This is a genomic window from Modestobacter sp. VKM Ac-2982 (genome assembly GCF_026967935.1).
Classification (GTDB): Bacteria; Actinomycetota; Actinomycetes; order Mycobacteriales; family Geodermatophilaceae; genus Modestobacter.
The window spans coordinates 339,249-351,376 of sequence record NZ_JAPVBL010000002.1 but is presented as its reverse complement, the minus strand read 5'-3'; the positions used below and the strand labels follow the sequence as shown (position 1 = coordinate 351,376).

The following is a 12,128-nucleotide window of genomic DNA, read 5'->3' as shown; positions in this document are numbered from 1 at the left end:
CGAGGACCAGTGAAGCAGGCTTCACATGTTTCGGCAAGGGCGGCCTGGCGCGCCGCTCAGCTCCGGGCGTCCGCCAGCGGCGGCTGCGGCACCGCCGCCTCGTCCCCCGGGTGCACGACCAGCACCGGACAGCGGCCGTGCACCACGCAGTGCAGGGCGACCGAGCCGAGCAGCATCCCCGACAGCCGGCTGCGGCTCCGGCTGCCGACCACCAGGAGTGCTGCGCCGGCCGCGCGCTCGACGAGCGCGTCACCCGCCGTGCCCTGCACGGTCATGATCGAGACGGGCAGCCGCGGCTCCGGGCCGAGCGCCTCCGTGACCATCTCCTGCGCCCTGCGCGCTGCCGCGTCCCGGAGGTCGGTCGCCGACTCCATCTGCAGCACGGCGCCGTAACTCCAGTAGGTCGGCATCCGCCAGGCCGCGACGCCCTCGACCTCGGCGCCCAGCTCGGCCGCCATGGCGGCGGCGTGCACCAGGGCGGCCCGGGACGGCGCCGACCCGTCCAGCCCCACCACCACGTGGGCAGGGCCCGCCGGTTCCTGCGGGTGGACGACGACGACCGGGCACGACGCATGGGCCGAGCAGTGCAGCGCCACCGACCCGAGCAGCGTGCTGCGCACGGCGCCCCGGCCCCGGCTGCCGACGACGAGCAGGCTCGCCCCCTCGGCCACCTGGACCAGGTGCTCGGCCGGCGGACCCGGGACGACGACCACCTCGATCGGGACGTCGGCGCCGGTCCCCGGGTCCGGCCGGACCTCCTCGACCAGGGCGCGCGTCCGGGCGTCGGCGTCCGCCCGCAGCGCGTCGACCCGGGTCGGGTCGGCCACCTGGGCGTCGGCCCACCACAGGTCCACCGGGAACACGGACACGACCTCGAGCACCGCGCCCCGGCGACCGGCCGCCGCGAGCGCCCAGGCCAGCGCCTCCCGCGACCCCGCCGACCCGTCGACGCCGACCACCACCCGCGGCCGGCGCCCGCCCCCGACCTGCTCCGTTGCCTGCTCCACCGCGGCCTCCTCGCGTCGTCCGGTCCGGCGGCTCTGCCGGGCTCGACCCGACGATCACCCGGTGCCGGTGGCCACGGGGACGGGCGCACGTCCCCGGCTGCGGGGCCCAAGGTCCCGACCGGCACCCGCACCGGACCCTGCCGCGACCCCGGCCGCGGCTCTACCGTCGGGGGCACCGCCGAGGACGAGGAGGGGCCGTGCAGGTCAGGGACGTGATGACGCGCGAGGTGGTCACCGTGGGGCCGGACACCTCGGCCAAGTACGCCGCCGAGGTCATGGCCGAGCAGGGGTTCGCCGCCCTGCCGGTGGTCGACGAGGACGGCGTGCTGATCGGGATCGTCGCCGAGGCCGACGTGCTGCGGGACCGGCTGCCGGCCGATCCCCGGCTGCACCTGCGCCGGACGCCGGTGCCCGATGCGCCACCGGCCCTGCTGGTCCGCGGCGTGATGACGACGTCGGTCCGCACGGTGCCGGTGGCCGCGGACGTGGCCGACGTCGCCCGGCTGTTCGTGGACGAACGGTTGCGCAGCGCGCCCGTGCTGGACGGGGAGCGGCTGGCCGGCATCGTCAGTCGCCGGGACCTGCTGCGCACCCTGGTCCGCCCCGACGCGGAGATCCGGGCCGACGTGCTGCGCCTGGTGGAGGGCTACACCCAGGAGCCCGGCGGCTGGGACGTCCAGGTCTTCGATGGCGTCGCAACCGTCCAACGGGCCGGCGGGGTCACCGTCGACGCCGGGGACCGGGAGGCCGTGGAGTCCGCCGTGGCGACGCTCGCCCGCACCGTGCCCGGCATCGTGGCCGCGCGCGTGCTCACCGACGTCCCCGGTCCCCCGGGCAGCGCCGCACCACGGTGACCACCGGGCCGCCTGCCCGCGCTGGGGCCGAAGGTCCCGGGCCGGCGGGACCCGGGACCCCGGCGCGCAGCACCCGGGTGCGCCGACGCTGACCGGAGCACACCGGTCAGGTCGCGACGCCGAGAGGGACGACGATGAGCACACACGCACCGCGGCTGCTGGTGACCGCCGCCAGCCGGCACGGCTCCACCGCCGAGATCGCCGGCGCGGTCGCCCGTGACCTGGAGGCGTCCACGGCCGGTCGGCGCTGCGGGCTCACCGCGGTCGCCGTCCCGGTGGAGCGCGACCCCGACCCGTCCGGCTACGACGCGGTCGTGCTGGGCAGCGGGGTCTACGCCGGCCGGTGGCTGGAGCCCGCCCGGCACTACGCCGCCGCACACGCCACGGCGCTGCGGGGCCGGCCGGTCTGGCTGCTGAGCAGCGGGCCCATCGGCGCACCGCCCTTCCCGCCGGACGAGCCGCACGACGCCGACCCGATCCGGTCGTCCGTCGGCGCCCGGGGGCACCGGGTGTTCCCGGGGCGCCTGGACCCGCACCTCCTGGGGATCGGCGAGCGGGCGATGGTCACCGCCATGCGTGCCCCAGTCGGCGACTTCCGGGATTGGGCGGCCGTGCAGGCGTGGGCCGAGGAGATCGCCGAGGAGCTGGCCGGCCTGGTGGCAGGCCGGTCCCCCGCCCCCCGGGCCTGACCCGCGGCCGGTCAGGAGCGGCGGGCCGGCCGCTCCGTCCGGCCGGCGGCTCGCCTCTCCCCCTCCCGGACGGCCGCGTCGGGCGCGACCACCACCGGGACGGCGGCCTCGTGCGCCAGCCGTGCGGCGACGCTGCCCATCAGCCGGCGGGAGAAGCCGCGCCCGCGACGGCCGAGCACGAGGACGTCGGCGGCCTCGGTGGAGGCGATCTCCTGCAGCACCCGGGCGGGCTGCCCGCAGCCGATCTCCAGCACAGCCCCCTCGGGCAGCCAGCCCGCCCGGTCGGCGAGCAGGTCGTGCGCGGCCCGGCGCCGGGGGTCGTCGGGGAACTCGCCCTCGTCCGGGTCCAGCACGTTCACCAGGACGAACGCCGCCCCGCCGCCGGCGAACAGCCGCCCGGCCGCCCGGACCGCCTGGTCGGACTCCGCCGAGCCGTCCACCCCGACGACGACGGTCAGCCGGCCCGGGTCGCCGTCCGGGCGCCCGCCCTCGCCGCGCTCCAGCACCGCGACGTCCCGCCGGGCGCGTTCGGCGGCGATCGGGATGAACAGCGGGCCCAGGACGGCGCCCATCAGGTACCACCCCCCGGCGCGGTAGCCCTGCCGGGCGAGCAGCACCACCACGGCGGCGAGGCCGGTGAGGACCCAGAGTGCGATGACGACGGCGACGTAGGCGACGGTGTCCAGGAGGTGCTCCGTTCGGCGTGCGGTGAGGTCCCGGTGCGGTGCGCCGGGCGCGGCTCGCTCCGGACGGCGGGACCGGCGCCCGCACCTCCCACGGTCGCCGCGCCGCGCACCCGGCGCAGGAGGCCGTCGTCCTGCCGGTCAGGGACGTTGGCCCCTGCCCGGCGGCGCTGCGGGCCGTGATCGTCGACGCCACAGCGCCCCACCGTCGAAACGGAGAACGCCATGAAGGCCGCCGTCGTCACCGAGCTCGGTGCCCCCCTCCAGGTGCAGGACGTGCCCGTCCCGCAACCGGGGCCGAGGCAGGTCCTGGTCCGGATGGAGGCCAGCGGGCTCTGCCACACCGACATCCACGCCGCGCGCGGGGACTGGCCGGTCAAGCCCACTCCCCCGTTCATCCCCGGGCACGAGGGCATCGGCATCGTCGAGGAGCTCGGCGAGGGCGTGACCTCCCGGGCGGTCGGTGACCGGGTGGCGATCGCCTGGCTGGGCTCCGCCTGCGGGCACTGCCGGCACTGCATCGGCGGCTGGGAGACCCTGTGTGAGTCCCAGCAGAACTCCGGCTACTCCGTCGACGGGGCGCTGGCCGAGTACGCCGTCGTCGCCGCCGACTTCGCCACCCCCGTCCCCGAGGGGGTCTCCAGCCTCGACGCCGCCCCGCTGACCTGCGCCGGGGTCACCACCTACAAGGCGATCAAGGTGGCCCGGGTCGCCCCGGCCGAGACCGTCGCCGTCTTCGGCATCGGCGGACTCGGGCACCTGGCGCTGCAGTACGCCCGGATCGCCGGCGGCTTCGTCATCGCCGTCGACGTCCAGGACGACAAGCTGCAGATGGCCCGCGAGCTCGGCGCCGACGAGGTGGTCAACGCGGCCACGACCGACCCCGTCGCCGCGATCCAGGCCCTCGGTGGCGCCGACGTCGCCGTCGCGCTCGCCGCCGCACCGGCCTCCTTCGACCAGGCCTACCGCTCCCTGCGCCGCGGTGGTCGGCTGGTCTGCGTGGCGTTGCCGGCGGACGGCGCCATGCAGCTGCCGATCTTCGACACCGTGCTGGCCGGCAAGTCCGTCATCGGCTCGATCGTCGGCACCCGCAACGACCTCGCCGACGTGTTCGCCCTGCACGCCGCCGGCCGCACGAGGGTCGTCACCGCCGACCGCAAGCTCGACGACGTCAACGAGGCGATGGCCGACGTGCTCTCCGGGCACGTCCCCGCCCGCATCGTCTTCCAGTTCTGAGCCGCGGCGCTCCCGCCGGACGGCGTCGGGCGCCGGTCAGTCGCCCAGCAGTCGGCGCACGGATGCCCGGACCGACCACCGGGCCACCCGCAGCGGGACGACCACCGCCGCAGCGGCCAGGTGGGCAGCCCACCGCAGCAGGTCGCCGTACTCGGCCGGGGGCGCGTGCCGGGTCGGCGCAGGCGGGGGTGCAGGGGACGACGCGGGGGCGGCAGCGGGAGGCGGTGCGGGCGCCGGGGCAGCCGGCTGCTCGGGGACGAGCAGGTCGAACGCCGTCCGCCGCCGCGGGTCCCGCAGCGAGTCGAACGACGGGATCGCCGGCGCATCCGGCGACTCCTCCTCGACCGGCTCGGGCGGGGGCTGGACCTGCTCCTGGGCGGCGCGGCCGGAGCCGGTGGACGGTTCGGGGACGACGGCGCGGATCGCGGCGATCGACCCGGGACCCAGCCCGGCGATCCCGGCCAGCTCCGACCGGGTGAGCGCCGCCAGGTCGGCCACGCTGTCGACCCCCGCCCGGTTCAGCGCGGACACCGCCCGGGCGGGCAGGCCCAGCTCGCGGACGGTGCTCCCGGGCACATCGCGCGACGACCTGTTCGACATGGGCCCAACGTATCGCCCGCACCTCCCGCGGGCGGCGGCACGGCAGCTGGGACCCCCCGCGGACGGGGTCGATCCCCGGATCGCCGTCCGGGCGGTGTCCTGTCACCCTGTCCCGGTGACCCGGGTCGAGCGCGAGACCGTCCAGCGGACCGCGAGCGTGCGGTCCTACGCCGGCCACTCCGTGCACGCCGCACCGGGGGTCCACGAGTACGCGGTGACCCTGGTGCAGGCCGCCCTCCCGCAGGGCGGTCGGGTGCTGGAGGTCGGGGCCGGGTGCGGTGCGCTGGCGCTGCGGCTGAAGGACGCCGGCTTCGACGTGGTGCCGACCGACCTCGAGCCGCCGCACGACTGGATCACCCGGCTGGACCTGGACCACCCCGAGCTGACGGAGGAGACCCGGGGCCCCTTCGACATCGTCGTCTGCGTCGAGACGCTGGAGCACGTGGAGAACCCGCGGCAGGTGCTGCGGTCGATCCGGTCGATGCTGCGGGCCGGGGACCGTCTGCTGGTCAGCACCCCGAACGTCACCCACCCGCACTCGCTGCTGAAGACGGTGCTGCGGGGCGCCCCGGTGTTCTTCGGACCCGGGCACTACTACCAGCCCGGGCACATCACGCTGCTCCCCGACTGGATGCTGACCGAGCACGTCCGGCAGGCGGGGTTCGACCAGTTGGAGGTCCGGACGGCCGGCTCGATGGAGTACCACGGGCTCCGCCGCCTGGTCCACCGCGCGGAGCTCGCGCTGCTCCGGCTCGTCGGGCTGCGGGCGCACCCCGCGGACGGCGAAGGCGTCTGCGTGTTCGTCACCGCCGTCGCCGTCTGAGCACCGCCGTCTGAGCACCGCCGTCTGAGCACCGGGCGGGTCAGCCGGGGGCCGGGAAGGACCGGTCGCCGAAGAGGACGTGCCGCGCCAGCGCCCGGCCGGGCGGGGTGTGCAGCGCAGTGAACGCCGCGGCCGCCATGGCCGGGGTGCGCACCTGGGCCAGCCCGCGGCGCAACAGCAGCCGCCCGCGGAAGCTCCGGCGCAGCGCAGCGCCGTCGTACCGGTCCAGCGCCCCGGGCCGCCCGGTGCGCAGGGCCTCGTCCAGCACGTCGGCGGCGTGCTCGGACAGTCGCAGGCAGGGGTCGAGCCCGCCGGCGGTGAGCGGGGAGACCGCGCCCGCGGCGTCACCGACGAGCAGCCCGTCCGGGCAGCCGATCCGGCGCAGCAGACCCCCGACCGGGATGGGCCCCCCGCGCAGCTCGACGTCGTCGGGCCGGACCACGCCGGACAGCCCGGGTGCACGAGCGCCGAACCGCCGCACCGCCCGGCGCAGGCCGTCGGGGAAGCGATCGGGGTAGCCGGCCACGCCCACGTGGGCGTGCTGCCCGTCGTTGACCACCCAGGCCAGGTAGCCCGGCGCCAGGGAGGGGTCGAGCACGCAGTGGAAGGCCGGCGGGTCCGCGCTGCCGGGCACGGCGAAGACCTCCTCGCCCCCGACCAGCAGGTGCCGGTTGCGGTCCAGCCCCAGGTCCCGCGCGACCCCGGAGCGGGCGCCGTCGGCACCGACGACGAACCGGGCGCGCACCCGCACCGGGCCGTCCGGGCCGGTCAGCAGCGCGTGGCCCGCTGCCCGACCGCGGTACCGGGTGGCCAGGGCCAGCCGCACGCCGGCGTCGGTCGCGGCGCGGGCGGCGGCCAGGTACAACCCGGCCATGTCCCCCACCCGGTACTCGTCGCGGGCGCTGTCCAGCGTCACCGGCCGGTGCAGCGACGGCGGGTAGAGCACCACCCGCCGGATCGGCGGCCCCAGCCGGTCCGGCGGCAGCGGGAAGTCGTCGAGGGTCTTGCGCACGAAGATCCCGGTCGTGCGGATGGCGCCGGTGAGGCCGGGGCGCCGCTCGGCGAGCAGCACGTCGTGGCCGCGCCGGGCGAGCAGGGTGGCGGTGTGCAGACCGGCCAGGCCGGCGCCGACGACCAGCACGTCCGCGCGCTCGTCGGGTGTCATGGATCGATCCTCGATGTCCAGCTATCGAAAGTCAATCGACTCGCCGCATCCCGGTAGCGTCCCGAGGATGCCGGCGGCCACGCTCCAGCGCGACCCTGCGCGGCGGAGGCTCGACGCGCTCACCTTCGGGCTGTTCACCGTCGCGCTGGGCACGAACATCCCCACGCCGCTGCTGCTGGTCTACCGGCGCACCCTGGGCCTCTCGGATGCCGACGTCACCGCCGTCTTCGGCTGCTACGCCATCGGCCTCATCGCTGCGCTGACGCTGTCCGGGCCGGCCTCGGACCGGTTCGGCCGGCGGGCCCTGGTGCTGCCGTTCGCCGTCCTCGCCGGCCTGGTCTCGCTGCTGTTCCTGCCCGCCGTCGACCACCTGCCGCTGCTCTACGCCGGGCGGCTGCTGCAGGGCGTCGTCTCCGGCGTGGTGTTCTCGGTGGCCAACGCCTGGCTGCAGGAGCTCGCCGGGCCGGAGGGCCAGCAGTCGGCGGCCACCCGGGGCGCGGTGTCGACGTCGCTGGGCTTCGCGGTCGCGCCGGCGATGAGCGGGCTGCTCGCCCAGTACGGCCCGGCCCCGACGACGCTGCCGTACCTGGTGCACGTCGCCGTCCTGGTCGTCGGGCTGGGCGCGCTCGTCACCGTGCCGGAGACCGTGCAGGCCCGGCACGGCGGCCCGCTGATGACGCTGGGGCTGCCCCCGGAGGCCCGCCGCCCGTTCTGGGCGGTGCTCGCGCCCACCGCCGTCGGGGTGTTCGCCTTCCCGACGATCGCCGCGACCCTGCTGCCGCTGCTGGTGGTCCCCGACGGGGTCGGCGTCGCCTACGCCGGGCTGGTCGCCGGGCTGGCGCTGGGCGCGAGTGCGGTCGCCGCCCGGCTGGGCCGGCGGGCGGAGCGGGGCGCCGCACCGCTGGGGATGGTGTTCGCCGCAGTCGGGCACGCCCTCGGCGTCGCAGCGATCGTCACCGAGTCCGAGGCGCTGCTGCTGCCCGCGGCGGCGCTGCTCGGCGGCGCGGGCGGGCTCTGCCTCACCGCCGGGCTGACGCTCACCGCCCGGCTGGCTCCCCCGCACGCGCGGGGGGCGATGAACAGCGCCTTCTACGCCTTCGCCTACGCCGGGTTCGGCACCCCGCTGCTGCTGGCCTGGCTGGGCTCGACGTTCGGCACGGTCCCGGCGATGACCGCGTTCCTGGCCGTCCCGGTCGCCCTGGCCGGCTGGCTGTGGCTGGAGCTCCGGCGCCGCGACTGACGGCCTTGCCTCCCCACCGTGTGGCCCACGACACTCCCGGGATGGCGAACGCACCCCTCGTGATCGGCACCGGCCCCCGGAAGGTCCTGGCCCTGCACGGCTGGTTCGGCTCAGCGGCCGGCTGGGGTCACCTCCCCGACCTGCTCGACGGCGACCGGTACAGCTGGCTGTTCCTCGACTACCGGGGCTACGGCGCCCGGCGCGGGGAAGCCGGCGAGCACACGCTGGCCGAGATCTCCGCGGACGCCCTCGCCGCCGTCGACGGCCAGGGGTGGTCCTCCTTCGCCGTGGTCGGGCACTCGATGGGCGGCAGCGCGATGCAGCGGGTGCTCGTCGACGCCGGCGGCCGGGTGGACGGGCTGCTCGGCGTGAGTCCGGTCCCCTCCACCGGCGTCCCCTTCGACGAGCAGGCGGAGCAGCTCTTCCGCGGGGCCGCGGCGGACCGCGGCAACCGCTACGCGATCCTCGACCTGACCACCGGCAACCGGCTGAGCCGCACCTGGCTGGAGCGGATGGTGCAGTTCTCCCTCGACCAGTCCGACCCGGCGGCCTTCGGCGCGTACCTGGACGCCTGGGCGGGCACCGACTTCTCCGCCGAGGTGCAGGGCAACCCGGTCCCGGTCCGGGTCGTGGTGGGCGAGCACGACCCGGCGCTGAGCGCCGCGGTGATGGAGCAGACCTTCCTGCAGCAGTACCCGAACGCCTCGCTGGAGGTGCTGCCCAACGCCGGCCACTACGCGATGATCGAGACGCCCGTGGCGCTGCTGACCACCGTGGAGCACTTCCTGGACGGCCTGTGACCCAGCCGCAGGACACCGCGGCCCTCCTGGACCCGGCCACCTACGAGACGGGCCCGCCGCTGGCGGAGCTGGCCCGACTCCGCGCCGCCGGCCCGGTCACCTGGGTCGACGAACCCGACGGTCCCGGCTGCTGGCTGGTCCTCCGGCACGCCGAGGTCGAGCGGGTGCTGAAGGACCCCGCCACCTTCTCCTCCTGGCTCGGGGCCACCCAGGTCCGTGACGCCGGGGACCTGCCCTGGGTCCGCCAGATGATGCTCAACCAGGACCCGCCGGACCACTCCCGGCTGCGCCGCCTGCTGACCCGGTCGTTCACCCCGCGCGCGGTGGCCGCGCTGACCGCCTCGATCGAGGCGACCGCGGCAGGGCTGGTCGACCGGATGATCGCTGGCGCTGGGGAGGGCCGCTGCGACTTCGCCAAGGACGTCGCCGCCGACCTGCCGCTGGTCACCCTGGCCGACGTGCTCGGCGTCCCGGCCGAGGACCGCTGGCTGATGTTCGACTGGTCGAACCGGGTGATCGGCTGGCAGGACCCGGACTACGCCTCCTCCGCGGCGTTCGACGCCAGCCGGGGCACCGACCTGGCCCGGCAGGCGGTGGCGCTGCGCCCGCTGCCGGATGCCGAGGGGCGGCTGCCGGACCCGCGCACCCGCGCCGGCATGCCCGACCTCTACGCCTACGCCCGGCTGCTGGCCGAGGAGAAGCGCCGCGCACCCGGCCGGGACGTCATGTCGATCCTGCTGGCCCAGACCGACGGGGACGACGCACCCGTCAGTGACGCCGAGTTCGAGAACATGTTCTGGCTGTTCGCGGTGGCCGGCAACGAGACGCTGCGCAACGGGCTGCCCGGCGGGCTCATCGCGCTGCTGTCCCACCCCGAGGAGCTGGCCCGGCTGCGGGCCGACCCGGGCCTCCTGCCCGGCGCGGTCGAGGAGATGTTGCGCTGGTGGACGCCGGTGATGGTCTTCCGCCGGACGGCGACCCGCGACGTGACCATCGGCGACGCCCGGGTGCGGGCCGGGGACAAGGTGGTCGTCTCCTTCACCTCGGCCAACCGGGACGAGCGGGTGTTCCCCGAGCCGGACCGCTTCGACGTCCGCCGGGCGCCCAACCCGCAGCTGTCCTTCGGCCACGGGCCGCACTTCTGCCTGGGCGCCCAGCTGGCCCGGGTGCAGATGCGGTCGCTGTTCGCCGAACTGCTGCGCCGCACCAGCGTGCTGCAGCTCGACGGGCCGCCCGCGCTGCTCCGGTCCAGCTTCCAGCGAGGGGTGAAGCGCCTGCCCATCCGCTGGGTCGCCGGCTGAACCGGGCATGCTCGTGGCAGCGGGATGTCACATCCGCGGCCGCGGCGGTGCTGTAGGTGCATGGACCTCGTTCGGTACGGACCCCCGGCTGCGCTCCAGCTGCCGGTGCCGGGTCGCACAGCGGGCCGGGTCGAGAGGAAGGGCGGGACGGTGGCGGGTGCCGGGAACGGTGCCGTGCGGGCCGACCTCGGTGAGGTGTTCCGCCGCGACTACCCGCAGGTCGTGGCCGTGGCTGCCCGGGTGCTCGGCTCGCGGGACGAGGCCGAGGACGTCGCTCAGGAGGTCTTCCTGGCCTTCGGGCGGTCCACCGTGCCGGCCGCCGAGGCGCCGGGCTGGCTCAGCGTCGCCGCCGTGCACACCGCACTGAACCTGATCCGCTCCGGGCGCCGCCGCGCGGCCCGGGAGGAGACCGTGCACCGCCTCGGCGACGTCACCGCCCCCGACGTCGCCGAGGCGGTGCTCACCCGCGAGGACCGCAGCCGCGTCCGGGCCGCGCTCGGCGAGCTGCCCCGCACGCAGGCCGTCGCCCTCGTGCTCCGGCACAGCGGCCTCAGCTACGCCGAGGTCGCCGCGGCGCTCGACATGTCCCCCGGCAGCGTCGGCACCACCGTCCGACGCGCCGAATCCGCCCTGCGCAAGGAGCTGACCCGTCATGCGTCATCCGACTGAAGGCACGCTGCGCCGCCTGCTCGACGAGCCGGCCGGCGTCCCCGACCCCGACCGGGCGCACGTCGCCGAGTGCTCGCAGTGCCTGGCCACACTGGCCGCCACCCGCCGGGACGCCGACCTCGTCGGCGCCGCGCTGGCGACCGAGGGCACCTCCGACGTCGACGCCGGCTGGCGGCGGCTGACCGCCTCGCTGCCCACTGCCGCACCGGCCGCCCGTCCCGAGCGCATCCGCCCGAGCCGGTCCCGCGGGTTCCGGCGACCGGCCGCCGCCGTCCTCGCGTTCGGCGTCGTCCTGGCCGGCGCCGGGACCGCGGCCGCCAACGACTGGCTGCAGGTGTTCCGCACCGAGGAGATCGCCCCGCTCAGCCTCACCACCAGCGACCTGGTCGCGCTCCCCGACCTGAGCGCCTACGGCGACGTGGAGCTCACCGGCGACCCGGACGTGCACGAGGTCCCGGACGCGGCCACCGCCGCCGAGGAGTCCGGGCTGGACGTGCCCGAGGTGGCGGACCTGCCCCGCGGTGTCGCCGGCGAGCCGACGATCTCGGTGGGCGGCCAGCTCAGCGCCACCTTCACCTACTCGGCCGACCGCACCGCGCAGGCCGCCGCCGCGGCCGGGGAGACGCTGCCCCCGCCCCCGCCGGGGCTGGACGGGAGCTCGGTGCGGCTGGTCGCCGGCCCGGGCGTGGCCCAGGTCTGGTCCTCCGAGAGCGGGCTCCCCGCGCTGGTCGTGGGCCGCGCCGTCGCGCCGTCGGCGTACTCCTCCGGCGTCCCGTTCGAGACGGTGCGCGACCACCTGCTGTCGCTGCCCGGCCTCCCCGAGGACGTCGCTGCACAGCTGCGGAGCTTCACCGCCGACGGCTCGACCCTGCCGATCCCCGTCCCCGCCGACCTGGCCACCAGCTCGACGGCGGACGTCGACGGCGCCGAGGCCACGGTGCTGACCGGCCGGGACGGCGCGATGGCGGCCGTGGTGTGGGTGTCCGACGGCGTGGTGACCGCCGTGGCCGGTTCGCTGGACCCCGACGAGCTGCTGTCGGTCGCCCGGGACCTGGGCTGAG

General features: G+C 76.6%; 13 protein-coding genes. 9 read left to right on the top strand and 4 right to left on the bottom strand.

Annotation, left to right across the window (positions count from 1 at the left end; all coding sequences use genetic code 11):
* Positions 1-56: 56 nt before the first annotated feature.
* Positions 57-1,007, bottom strand: a complete 951-nt coding sequence (locus tag O2W20_RS08620; RefSeq protein ID WP_269173049.1) for a universal stress protein — start codon at positions 1,005-1,007, stop codon at positions 57-59.
* Between the two features lie 197 nt (positions 1,008-1,204).
* Here O2W20_RS08620 and O2W20_RS08615 point away from each other — a divergent pair, with 197 nt between their 5' ends.
* The gene (locus tag O2W20_RS08615; RefSeq protein WP_269173050.1) at positions 1,205-1,861 is read left to right on the top strand and encodes a CBS domain-containing protein; all 657 of its coding nucleotides are present in this window, start codon (positions 1,205-1,207) and stop codon (positions 1,859-1,861) included.
* Between the two features lie 134 nt (positions 1,862-1,995).
* The gene (locus O2W20_RS08610; RefSeq protein WP_269173051.1) at positions 1,996-2,550 is read left to right on the top strand and encodes a flavodoxin domain-containing protein; all 555 of its coding nucleotides are present in this window, start codon (positions 1,996-1,998) and stop codon (positions 2,548-2,550) included.
* 11 nt (positions 2,551-2,561) lie between these two features.
* Here O2W20_RS08610 and O2W20_RS08605 read toward each other — a convergent pair whose 3' ends face one another.
* The gene (locus O2W20_RS08605) at positions 2,562-3,173 is read right to left on the bottom strand and encodes a universal stress protein (protein WP_269173052.1); all 612 of its coding nucleotides are present in this window, start codon (positions 3,171-3,173) and stop codon (positions 2,562-2,564) included.
* 285 nt (positions 3,174-3,458) lie between these two features.
* On the opposite strand from O2W20_RS08605, the gene adhP reads away from it, so the two are divergent.
* Positions 3,459-4,469: an alcohol dehydrogenase AdhP gene (gene adhP / locus O2W20_RS08600; RefSeq protein WP_269173053.1), complete on the top strand. Its 1,011-nt coding sequence runs from the start codon at positions 3,459-3,461 to the stop codon at positions 4,467-4,469.
* A 36-nt stretch (positions 4,470-4,505) separates the two neighbouring features.
* Here adhP and O2W20_RS08595 read toward each other — a convergent pair whose 3' ends face one another.
* Positions 4,506-5,069 (bottom strand): DNA-directed RNA polymerase subunit alpha C-terminal domain-containing protein, encoded by a 564-nt coding sequence (locus O2W20_RS08595; RefSeq protein ID WP_269173054.1) that lies wholly within the window; start codon positions 5,067-5,069, stop codon positions 4,506-4,508.
* Positions 5,070-5,184: 115 nt separating this feature from the next.
* Between O2W20_RS08595 and O2W20_RS08590 the strand changes: the two genes are divergently transcribed.
* Positions 5,185-5,892, top strand: coding sequence for a class I SAM-dependent methyltransferase (locus O2W20_RS08590; RefSeq protein WP_269173055.1), 708 nt, complete (start codon positions 5,185-5,187; stop codon positions 5,890-5,892).
* 40 nt (positions 5,893-5,932) lie between these two features.
* On the opposite strand, the gene O2W20_RS08585 is transcribed toward O2W20_RS08590, so the two are convergent.
* Positions 5,933-7,057, bottom strand: a complete 1,125-nt coding sequence (locus tag O2W20_RS08585) for an NAD(P)/FAD-dependent oxidoreductase (protein ID WP_269173056.1) — start codon at positions 7,055-7,057, stop codon at positions 5,933-5,935.
* A gap of 67 nt (positions 7,058-7,124) precedes the next feature.
* Here O2W20_RS08585 and O2W20_RS08580 point away from each other — a divergent pair, with 67 nt between their 5' ends.
* The 5 genes from O2W20_RS08580 to O2W20_RS08560 are packed head-to-tail and all read left to right on the top strand — an operon-like array spanning position 7,125 to position 12,127.
* A complete protein-coding gene (locus O2W20_RS08580) occupies positions 7,125-8,297 on the top strand; it encodes an MFS transporter (RefSeq protein ID WP_269173057.1) in 1,173 nt (390 codons plus the stop codon).
* 41 nt (positions 8,298-8,338) lie between these two features.
* Positions 8,339-9,097, top strand: coding sequence for an alpha/beta fold hydrolase (locus O2W20_RS08575; RefSeq protein ID WP_269173058.1), 759 nt, complete (start codon positions 8,339-8,341; stop codon positions 9,095-9,097).
* Complete coding sequence (locus O2W20_RS08570) at positions 9,094-10,398, top strand: cytochrome P450 (protein WP_269173059.1); 1,305 nt, start codon at positions 9,094-9,096, stop codon at positions 10,396-10,398. Before O2W20_RS08575 ends, O2W20_RS08570 begins: the two co-directional genes overlap by 4 nt.
* A 60-nt stretch (positions 10,399-10,458) precedes the next feature.
* Positions 10,459-11,067: a sigma-70 family RNA polymerase sigma factor gene (locus O2W20_RS08565; protein ID WP_269173060.1), complete on the top strand. Its 609-nt coding sequence runs from the start codon at positions 10,459-10,461 to the stop codon at positions 11,065-11,067.
* Positions 11,051-12,127: a hypothetical protein gene (locus tag O2W20_RS08560; protein WP_269173061.1), complete on the top strand. Its 1,077-nt coding sequence runs from the start codon at positions 11,051-11,053 to the stop codon at positions 12,125-12,127. Before O2W20_RS08565 ends, O2W20_RS08560 begins: the two co-directional genes overlap by 17 nt.
* The last annotated feature ends 1 nt before the right edge of the window (position 12,128 follow it).

What these genes read in the sequence shown, in the direction of transcription:
- O2W20_RS08610 (WP_269173051.1), top strand. Translation starts at nt 1,996, where the DNA reads ATGAGCACACACGCACCGCGGCTGCTGGTGACCGCCGCCAGCCGGCAC.
- adhP (WP_269173053.1), top strand. Translation starts at nt 3,459, where the DNA reads ATGAAGGCCGCCGTCGTCACCGAGCTCGGTGCCCCCCTCCAGGTGCAG.
- O2W20_RS08595 (WP_269173054.1), bottom strand. Translation starts at nt 5,069, where the DNA reads ATGTCGAACAGGTCGTCGCGCGATGTGCCCGGGAGCACCGTCCGCGAG.
- O2W20_RS08585 (WP_269173056.1), bottom strand. Translation starts at nt 7,057, where the DNA reads ATGACACCCGACGAGCGCGCGGACGTGCTGGTCGTCGGCGCCGGCCTG.
- O2W20_RS08580 (WP_269173057.1), top strand. Translation starts at nt 7,125, where the DNA reads ATGCCGGCGGCCACGCTCCAGCGCGACCCTGCGCGGCGGAGGCTCGAC.
- O2W20_RS08575 (WP_269173058.1), top strand. Translation starts at nt 8,339, where the DNA reads ATGGCGAACGCACCCCTCGTGATCGGCACCGGCCCCCGGAAGGTCCTG.
- O2W20_RS08565 (WP_269173060.1), top strand. Translation starts at nt 10,459, where the DNA reads ATGGACCTCGTTCGGTACGGACCCCCGGCTGCGCTCCAGCTGCCGGTG.
- O2W20_RS08560 (WP_269173061.1), top strand. Translation starts at nt 11,051, where the DNA reads ATGCGTCATCCGACTGAAGGCACGCTGCGCCGCCTGCTCGACGAGCCG.